The 9,066-nt window shown below is 73.9% G+C and carries 10 protein-coding genes; 4 read left to right on the top strand and 6 right to left on the bottom strand.

Going from position 1 to position 9,066, the window contains the following annotated elements; translation table 11 throughout:
* The 3 genes from VF468_26090 to add form a co-directional block, all read right to left on the bottom strand.
* On the bottom strand, window positions 1-716 hold a 716-nt coding region (locus VF468_26090; protein ID HEX5881758.1), incomplete at its 3' end, for an agmatinase family protein.
* Window positions 703-1,917, bottom strand: a complete 1,215-nt coding sequence (locus VF468_26085) for a cytochrome P450 (protein ID HEX5881757.1) — start codon at window positions 1,915-1,917, stop codon at window positions 703-705. The genes VF468_26085 and VF468_26090, both read right to left, overlap by 14 nt.
* A gap of 3 nt (window positions 1,918-1,920) precedes the next feature.
* Window positions 1,921-2,964, bottom strand: coding sequence for an adenosine deaminase (gene add, locus VF468_26080; protein ID HEX5881756.1), 1,044 nt, complete (start codon window positions 2,962-2,964; stop codon window positions 1,921-1,923).
* A gap of 69 nt (window positions 2,965-3,033) precedes the next feature.
* Between add and VF468_26075 the strand changes: the two genes are divergently transcribed.
* Window positions 3,034-3,519 carry a PaaI family thioesterase gene (locus tag VF468_26075; GenBank protein HEX5881755.1) on the top strand — a complete coding sequence of 162 codons (486 nt, stop codon included), beginning with the start codon at window positions 3,034-3,036 and terminating at the stop codon, window positions 3,517-3,519.
* Window positions 3,520-3,599: 80 nt separating this feature from the next.
* Here the strand turns inward: VF468_26075 and VF468_26070 are convergent, their stop codons facing one another.
* Together VF468_26070 and VF468_26065 are read right to left on the bottom strand one after the other, a co-directional pair.
* Window positions 3,600-4,190 (bottom strand): DUF4126 domain-containing protein, encoded by a 591-nt coding sequence (locus VF468_26070; protein ID HEX5881754.1) that lies wholly within the window; start codon window positions 4,188-4,190, stop codon window positions 3,600-3,602.
* 75 nt (window positions 4,191-4,265) lie between these two features.
* Entirely contained in the window at window positions 4,266-4,754 is a 489-nt protein-coding gene (locus VF468_26065; GenBank protein ID HEX5881753.1) for an Lrp/AsnC family transcriptional regulator, read from the bottom strand.
* A 107-nt stretch (window positions 4,755-4,861) separates the two neighbouring features.
* Between VF468_26065 and VF468_26060 the strand changes: the two genes are divergently transcribed.
* Genes VF468_26060 through VF468_26050 form a run of 3 tightly spaced genes read left to right on the top strand, consistent with a single transcriptional unit; the run spans window position 4,862 to window position 8,181 of the window.
* On the top strand, window positions 4,862-6,241 hold the full coding sequence (locus VF468_26060; GenBank protein ID HEX5881752.1) for an aspartate aminotransferase family protein: 1,380 nt from the start codon (window positions 4,862-4,864) through the stop codon (window positions 6,239-6,241).
* Window positions 6,242-6,281: 40 nt separating this feature from the next.
* Window positions 6,282-7,316: an LLM class F420-dependent oxidoreductase gene (locus tag VF468_26055; GenBank protein ID HEX5881751.1), complete on the top strand. Its 1,035-nt coding sequence runs from the start codon at window positions 6,282-6,284 to the stop codon at window positions 7,314-7,316.
* A 52-nt stretch (window positions 7,317-7,368) separates the two neighbouring features.
* Complete coding sequence (locus VF468_26050) at window positions 7,369-8,181, top strand: MerR family transcriptional regulator (GenBank protein HEX5881750.1); 813 nt, start codon at window positions 7,369-7,371, stop codon at window positions 8,179-8,181.
* 200 nt (window positions 8,182-8,381) lie between these two features.
* On the opposite strand, the gene VF468_26045 is transcribed toward VF468_26050, so the two are convergent.
* Window positions 8,382-9,066: S9 family peptidase (locus VF468_26045; protein HEX5881749.1), on the bottom strand; the 685-nt coding region annotated here is incomplete at its 5' end.

Here is a 9,066-nt window from a genome sequence, read left to right as displayed (position 1 = left end):
TCGCCGGCGATCGCGAACGCCTCCGACAGGCAGGCGTCGAGGCCGCGGCGGACGATCTCGGTCATCTCGAAGCTGCGCATGCCCTGCTCGGCCATCCAGGCGAGCACGTCCGGAGGCGGCCAGTAGCCGCGCAGCCCGAGCTGGAGGAACCGGTCGCCGCGGGCCGCGCCCGACTCGATCAGCCGCCGCATGGGGGTGCCGTGGCCGAGCAGGGAGCCGAACTGGGTGTCGCCGGTGTCGGCGTGGGCGTCGAAGTGGACCACCGACACCCGCCCCATGCCGTGGTGGCGGGCCACCCCGGTCACGTCGGGCAGGGCGATGGTGTGGTCGCCGCCCAGCACCACCGGGATCGCCCCGGCCGCGGCCACGGTGTGGACGGCCCGCTCCAGCCGCTCCAGGGCGGGCTCGATCTCGCCGGCCAGCATCAGCACGTCGCCGACGTCGACCACCCGCAGGTCCTGGAGGGCGTCCACCCCCAGGGCCAGCGAGGGCCGGGAGCCGTCGTGGCCCAGGTAGTCGGTGCCGCGGATGGCCGAGGGGCCGAACCGGGTCCCGGGCCGGTGGCTGGTGCCGCCGTCGAAGGGGGCGCCGACCACGACCACGTCCGCCCCCTCGAGCGACGCCGGGTCCTCCAGGTCGGCCCGCGGCACCCCCAGGAAGGTGAACTCGGGCCCGTACATGGCGAAGCCGGTCGCCTCCGGGTCAGGCCGTGACATCGAGCGCCTCCAGGCCCCGCAGGATGTAGGTCGGCTTCCACGCCGGCTCGGTGGCCGGCGCCATCCCGGGCAGGCGGCGCAGCAGCGTCCCGAACGACAGCTCGAGCTCCAGCCGGCCCAGGGGCGCCCCCAGGCAGTAGTGGACGCCGGCCCCGAAGCTGAGGTGCTGGGCGGCGTCGGCCCGGGCCAGGTCGAGGCGGTCGGGGTCGGCGAACACGGCCGGGTCGCGGTTGGCCGAGCCGAACAGCAGCCCCAGCTCGGCCCCCTTGGGCACGGCGACCCCGGCGATCTCCACGTCCTCCAGGACCCAGCGCTCGAACATCTGCAGGGGGGTGTCGTAGCGCAGCAGCTCGTCGACGGCCCTGGGCAGCAGGCCGGGCTCGCGGCGGAGCAGCTCCAGCTGGTCAGGGTGGCGGAACAGCTGCCACCAGCCGATGCCGGTGAAGTTCACGGTGGCCTCGTGGCCGGCGTTGAGCAGCAGCACCACGGTGCCGATGAGCTCGTCCTCGGTGAGCTGGTCGCCGCCGTCGACCACCTGGGTGAGGGCGGTGATCAGGTCGTCGGCCGGGCGGGCCCGCCGCTCCCGCGACAGCTCGCGCAGGTAGCCGGAGAACTCGGTGGCCGCCCGGGAGGCGACCCGGCCCGCCTCCTCGGTCGGGTTGACCTCGTACATGCCGCAGATCTGGGCCGACCAGGGCCGCAGCAGCGGCCGGTCGGCCTCGGGCACGCCCAGCAGGTCGCTGATCACCGCCACCGACAGCGGCTCGGCCAGCCCGGCCACCAGGTCGCCCCCGCCGGCCTCCTGGAGCCCGTCGACCAGCCGGTCGACCCGGGCCTGGACGCGGTCGCGGAGCCGCTCGACCATGCGTGGGGTGAACGCCTTGGCCACCAGCCGGCGCAGCCGGCTGTGGTCGGGGGGTTCGCGGTCCAGCATGCCGTTGCGGATCAGGTACCAGAACGGCCCCAGGTACTCGGGCTCCTCGGGCCGGCCCATCTCGGCGTGGGTGGCCACGTGCAGGTAGGTGCGGCCGAAGCGGCGGTCGCGCAGGAGCGCGTTGACGTCGGCGTGGTGGGGAACCAGCCAGTGGTCGCTGTCCGGGTCGTACAGCACCCGGCCGGCCTCGCGCAGCCGCGCGTACGCCGGGTAGGGGTCGGCCACGAACGCCGGGTCGGCCGGGGTGAACGCCTCGGTCGTGGTCAACGGTCAAGCCCCGTCGAGCCGGCCGACGGCCCGCTCCAGGGCGGCCGAGGCCCGGCCCGGGTGGAACGCCCCCGCGAACGCGTTCGCGGTCAGGGCCGCCACCTGCCGGTCGTCCAGCCCCTGGGCCTCGGCCACCACCCGGTACTCCGAGGACAGGTCGTTGCCGAACAGGGTCCGGTCGTCGGTGTTGAGGCACACCCGGGCCCCGGCGCGCAGCAGCCCCCCCACCGGGTGGTCGGACAGGCTGGGCAGCTCGGCCTCGGTCCGGGTCCAGTAGTTGGACCGCGGGCAGCACTCCAGCACGACCCGGCGCTCGACCACCTCGGCGAGCAGGTCGGGGTCCTCGGCCAGGCTGGTGGCGTGCCCGATCCGGTCGGCCAGGTAGCGGTCCAGCGCGGTCCGGATGGCCGCCGGCGGCTCGGCCTCGCCGGCGTGGCCGGTGACGCACAGCCCCGACGCCCGGGCGTGCTCGAACATGGCCGCGTGGGCGTCGACCCACGCCGGGGTCCGGCCCTCGACCGGCCCGGCCAGGTCGATCCCGACCACCCCCGAGTCGATCCGCCGGATGGCCGCGTCCAGCACCGGCCGGTTCCACTCCGGGTCGACCCCGCCCATCATGCAGGCCAGCAGCACCACCCGGGTCCCGCTGGCCGCGTCGGCCTGGGCGGCCGCCTCCCCGACCGTGGCCAGCACCTCGTCGACGGTCAGCCCCTGGGTGGTGTTCAGCCGCGGGCAGAACCGCAGCTCGGCGTAGACCACCCCGTCCGCGGCCAGGTCCTCGACCAGCTCGGTGGTCACCCTGGCCAGATGCTCCTTGGTCTGCAGCAACGGCAGCAGCACCTCGAACCCGGCGAGCGCCTCCAGCAGCCCCGCCCGCCGGGTCACCCGCACCCTGGCCATCGCCGCCCCCGCGGGCGCGTCCGCCGCCACCAGCCCCACCTCCCGGGCCAGCTCCTCGACCGTCGCCGGCCGCAACGACCCGTCGAGATGGATGTGCAGCTCGGCCTTGGGCAGCCGGCGCAGAGCGTCATCGGTGACGGCAGCCAAACCAGACCTCCTGAGCGCACGTTCGCGGCAGGCGTAGCCTACCTGCCCACCCACCATCGAGGAGCGTCCATGCCCGGTCCCGACGGCGACGGTCCCATGACCCGCGACGACGTGCTCCCGGCCGGAGCCCGCCACTGCTTCGCCTGCGGCGACGCCAACCCCATCGGCATGCACCTGAACGACATCCGCCGCGAAGGCGACCAGGTCCTGGCCACCCTCCACCCCCGCCCCGAGTTCCAGAGCTACCCCGGCGTCCTCCACGGCGGCCTGTCGGCGACAGCGCTGGACGAGGTCATGGGGTATGCGTCGATACTGCTGGCCGGCATCTGGGCCGCCACCGCCACCATGGACGTCCGCTACCGCGCCCAGGTCCCCTACGACGCCCCCCTCCCCCTGGTCGCCGGCCTCACCGACACCAGAGGGAGGCGGGTCCGCACCTGGTCCCGCCTGCTGCTGCCATCCGGCGAGGTCGGCGCCGAGGCGACCGCGCTGCTGGTCGCCCTCCCCGAGGACCTGGCCTCCCGCGCCCGCGCCCTCTACGGTCCGATGGCCTGACAAGCGCCCCACCAACCCGGAGCCTCCTCGCTGACCCGGAGGCACCACGGTCCAGCAGCTCGCGACCCTGACCCTGGGTCTCAGCCGTCGGTCACCGCCGGTCTCCGCCTTCGCCGGACCCTCCGGTACATGGCGAACGCCGCCCAGGCGAGCAGGAGCAGGACGACCACGACCAGGATCGGGATGAACACGGCGATCAGGCTCATGCCGAGGGAGGCGGCGTCCTCGGCGGCGCTGACGACCGGGGTGCCGGTGCCGACGGTGGTGGCGTTGACGAGGGGGCGGGCGGTGGCCTTGGTGGCGTGGACGACGCCGGCGACGACGGCGCCGAGGAGGATGCCGGCCCAGGGGTGCTCCTGCATCCAGGTGGAGTTGTCGACCTCGGCCGCGGCGGTGGTGGCGGCGAAGATGACCCCGCCGACGGTGGGGCGGACGAAGGTCTGGACGGCGTCGTTGATGTGGTCGACGACGGCCACCTTGTCGAGGATCTCCTCGGCCACCAGCAGGACCGAGACGATGGCGATGGCCCAGCCGCTCTGGATCCACTGGTAGGGCTGGGGGAGGGTGATGACGTCGGTGTAGCGGGCCAGGACGCCGACCAGCAGCAGCGGGATGTAGGCGTTCAGGCCCGCCGCCGCCGACAGGCCGAGGCCGGTGAGCGATGCCAGCATGATCTCCCAGCTTCCCCCCGGAGGGGGCGGTCACACAACCGCCAGCCGGGGGCGGGCGCGGGCCGGGCATCGGGGTCAGCCGGCGTCGGCCGAGGCCTCGGCCGGGGCCACCGACCAGGTGTAGGCCTCCTTGAGGAGCCGGAGGTACATGAAGGTCTCGGTCTCCCGGACCCCCTCGATCCCGGCCAGGTCCTCCGACAGCAGCCGCAGCAGGTGGTCGTTGTCCTGGCACACCACCTCGGCCAGCATGTCGAAGGAGCCGGCCGTCAGGACCAGGTAGGACACCTCGGGCAGGCGCCCGACGGCCTCGGCGACCTGCTTGAGGGCGCGGCCGTCGACCGAGATGGCGACCATGGCCATGGCCTGGTAGCCGAGGGTCATCGGGTCGGCCACGGCCACCACCTGCATGATCCCGGCCGCCTGGAGCCGGGCCACCCGCTGGCGCACGGCCGCCTCGGACAGGCCGAGCTCCCTGCCGATGCTGGTGAAGGGGCGGCGCCCGTCGCGTTGCAGGGCGGCCACGATGCGCCGGTCGAGGTCGTCGACCTTCGCCGTCCTGGGCATACGAACTACCTCCCGATTCCTTTGCCAAGTGACGCAGTTCGAAGTAGTCTAGCCTAGTCTCAACGGAAGACGAAGAGATCCTCGGAGCGTCCAGGAGCGTGATCAGCATGGGCCGACGGCCCGACCAGGAGCGGATCGACAGCCTCACCAAGGCCAGGACCCAGCTCGTCCACGAGCGCACCCCCAAGTCGCGGGAGTGGCGCGAGCGCTCGCTCGCCTCGCTGCCCCTGGGGGTCGCCTCCAGCTTCCAGGACGCCCCGCCCTACCCGATCTTCTTCGAGCGGGCCAAGGGCAGCCGCGTCTGGGACGTCGACGGCAACGAGTACTCCGACTACCACAACGGCTTCGGGGTGATGGCCGTCGGCCACAGCCACCCCAGGATCGTCGAGGCCCTGTCCGAGCGGGCGGCCATCGGCACCCACTTCGCCCAGCCGGTGGCCGAGACCACCCTGCTGGCCGAGGAGCTCTGCCGGCGCTTCAAGATCGACCAGATGCGCTTCACCAACTCCGGCACCGAGGCCACCATGGACGCCATCCGGCTGGCCCGCGGGGTCACCGGCCGCGACAAGATCGTCAAGATCGAGGGCTCCTACCACGGCCACCACGAGTCGGTGCTGGTCTCGATCCGTCCCAGCCGCGACAAGATGGGGCCGCGGGAGACCCCGGCCAGCGTCGAGTTCGGCTCCGGCACCCCCAAGGCCGTGACCGAGCTGACCCTGATCGTCCCCTACAACGACGCCGAGGCGCTGGACCGGCTGCTGGCCGCCAACGCCGGCGAGGTCGCGGGCATGATCATGGAGCCGGTGATGATGAACGTCGGCATCATCGACCCCGAGCCCGGCTACCTGGAGGCGGTCCGCGAGATCTGCAGCCGCCACGGCGTCATCCTCATCTTCGACGAGGTCAAGACGGGCGCCACCATCGCCTACGGCGGCGCCGAGGAGGTCTACGGGGTCGCCCCCGACCTCAAGTGCTTCGCCAAGGCGGTCGGCGGCGGCACCCCCCTGGGCGGGTTCGGCGGCCGGGGCGAGCTGATGGCCGAGATCGCCAAGGACGGCGTGCCCCAGCTCGGCACCTTCAACGGCAACCCGCTGTGCGCTCGGGCCGGGCTGGTCGCCCTCACCGAGGTCCTCACCGAGGACGCCTACAAGGAGCTGAACCGGCTCAACGACGCCCAGCTGGCCGGCTGCCAGCGGGTCATCGACACCTACGACCTGCCCTGCTACACGACCGGGGTCGGCGGCAAGGGCGCGGTCATGTACGCCCCCGAGCGGCTGCGCGACTACCGCGCGTACGCCGGCTTCGACGGCGACGGGGTCGACGAGGAGCTGTCGTACCTGTCGTGGCTGTACGAGATGACCCAGGGCGTGTTCATGACCCCGGGCATCGACGAGCAGTGGACCCTGTCGGTGCAGCACACCGACGAGGACGTGGCCCGCTACGTCAACGCCTTCGAGACCTTCGCCCGGGAGGTCACCGGCCGCTAAGCTCCCGCCGGGGACATCGGCAAGGGGAAGGAGCGGGCAGGTGCGGCTCGGGGTGATGCTCGGCTACTTCGGAGCCGGGACGACCGCGGGGGAGCAGCTGGCGCTGGTCCAGGAGGCGGAGCGGCTCGGCTACGACTCGGCCTGGGTGGCCGAGGCCTACGGGTCGGACGCGGCCACCGTGCTGGCCTGGCTGGCCGCCCAGACGACCACCATCAACCTGGGGTCGGCCGTGTTCCAGATCCCGGCCCGCAGCCCGGCCATGACGGCCATGACCGCGGCCACCCTGGACCAGCTGTCGGGGGGCCGGTTCCGGCTCGGGCTGGGGCTGTCCGGCCCCCAGGTCGCCGAGGGCTGGCACGGGCAGCGCTTCGCCCGTCCGCTGGCCCGGACCCGCGACTACGTCAGCGTGGTCCGCATGGCCCTGGAGCGGCGGCGGGTCGCCTACCAGGGCGAGACCCTGGAGCTGCCGCTGCCCGACGGCCCCGGCAAGGCGCTCAAGCTCACCATCACCCCGGCCCAGCCGCGCCTGCCCATCTACCTGGGCGCCATGGGACCGAAGAACCTGGCCCTGGCCGGGGAGGTGGCCGACGGCTGGCTCGGGTTCCTGTTCTCGCCCGAGCACGCCGGCGGGTTCCGCGAGCACCTGGCCGCCGGGGCGGCCCGGGCCGGTCGCGACCTGGACGGCTTCGACGTCGCCCCCAACGTCCAGGTCCACATCTCCGACGACCTGGCCGCGGCCCGCGACACCATGCGCCCGTTCCTGGCCCTGTACATCGGCGGCATGGGCTCGCGGGAGCGCAACTTCTACACCGAGCAGGCCAGCCGCTACGGCTTCGAGGCGGCCGCCCGCGAGGTCCAGGAGCACTACCTGGCCGGCAACCGCCCCGAGGCGATGGCCGCCCTCCCCGACGAGCTCATCGACCTGGTGACCCTGTGCGGCCCGGCCGCCCGGGTCCGCGAGCGCCTGGCCGCCCACCGCGAGGCCGGCGTCGGCACCCTGGTCGCCGCCCCCACCGCCTGGACCCATGAGGAGCGGGCCGCCCAGCTCCGCCAGCTGGCCGAGCTGGCCGCTTGACCCTCCTGTCGGGGGAGCGTCCAGCCTGGTCCGCGGAAGGGAGGGACGCGAGGTGGACGACCTGCTGCCGATCGGGCGCTTCTCCAAGGCGACCCGGCTGTCGGTGAAGGCGCTGCGCCACTACGACGAGCTCGGCCTGCTCCGGCCGGCGTTCGTCGACCCGTCCTCCGGCTACCGCTACTACCGGCCGGCCCAGGCCAACCAGGCCGAGGCCATCCGCATCCTGCGGTCGCTGGAGATGCCGCTGGAGGAGATCGCCGAGCTGCTGGCCTCCGACGCCGGCGAGCTGACGGCCAAGCGGCTGCACCGGCACCGGCAACGGCTGGAGGCGCGCCTGGCCGAGCACCGGCGCATGCTCGCGTTCCTCGAACGGCTCCTGGACAGGGAGGACGTCATGCCGTACGAGGTGACCGTCCGCGAGCTGCCGGCCCAGCCGGTGGCCGCGACCCGCACCACCAGCAACCTCCGCGAGATCTCGTCCGCGATCAGCGCCGGGGTCCACCAGCTCCTGGCCGAGCTGGGAGCCCGCGGGATCGAGCCGGCCGGGCCGCTGCAGGTCGTCTACCACGCCGACCAGGTGCTGGACGAGGAGACCGCCGCCCCGATCGAGATCTGCTTCCCGGTGGCGGCCCCGTTCGAGGGCACCGGCCAGGTCTACGGCACCGAGCTCCCCGCCGGCCCGGCCGCCGTCACCCTCCACCGCGGCCCCTACGCCGAGATCGGCCCCGCCTACCACACCGTCTCCGGCTGGATCCAGGACCACGGCCACGAGCTGGCCGGCGGCCCCCGCGAGGTCTACCTCAACGACCCCGGTCAGGTCGCCGAGGCCGACCTCCGGACCGAGGTCCAGTGGCCGATCAGGTGACGACCTGATGCGGGAGCGGCCGCCTCTGTCGAGTTCCTCCCCGCTGGCCAACCTGCTGGTCGGGCCAGGCGACCGGCTGCGGGTGGTCGACACCGGCTCGGCGACGACACGAGGCGGCACGCTCTGGAGGAGCTCCGGCGGCTGTTCGCGCCCGGGGACGTGGTCGAGGCGGCCCGGCTGGCCGACCGGGGCCTGGGCGCTCAGCTGAGACCGAGGGCGTCGCGCAGGAAGGCGAGCTGGAGGTGGAGGAGGCTCTCGGCGACCGCCTCCTGGACGGCCAGGTGGGTGACGCCGGACAGGGGGAGGACGTTGTGGGGGCGGCCGGCGGCGAGCAGGAGGCCGGACAGGCGCAGGGTGTGGGCGGCGACCACGTTGTCGTCGGCCAGGCCGTGGACGAGCAGCAGGGGCCGCTCCAGCTTGGCCGCGTCGGCCAGCAGGGAGCTGCGCCGGTAGGGGTCGGGGTCGGCGGCCGGGTGGCCCAGGTAGCGTTCGGTGTAGTGGGTGTCGTAGAGGCGCCAGTCGGTCACCGGGGCGCCGGCCACGGCGGCGTGGAACACGTCGGGGCGGCGCAGCACGGCCAGGGCGGCCAGGTAGCCGCCGAACGACCAGCCGCGGATGGCCACCCGGCCCAGGTCGAGCTCGGGGTGGTCGGCGGCCACGGCCAGGAGCGCCTCCACCTGGTCGTCGAGGACGGGGCCGGCCAGGTCGCGCCAGACCGCCCGCTCCCAGGCCGGGCCGCGGCCCGGGGTGCCGCGCCCGTCGGCGACCAGCACGGCGAAGCCCTGGTCGGCGAACCACTGGGCGACCAGGTAGCGGTCGCGGGCGGCCAGCACCTGGCGGTGGTGCGGCCCGCCGTAGGGGTCGAGCAGCACCGGCAGCGGCCCC

It is taken from the genome of Actinomycetota bacterium (assembly GCA_036280995.1).
Taxonomy (GTDB): Bacteria; Actinomycetota; CALGFH01; order CALGFH01; family CALGFH01; genus CALGFH01.
The sequence above is the reverse complement of the archived record's forward strand: the minus strand, read 5'-3'. Positions and strand labels throughout refer to the sequence as shown.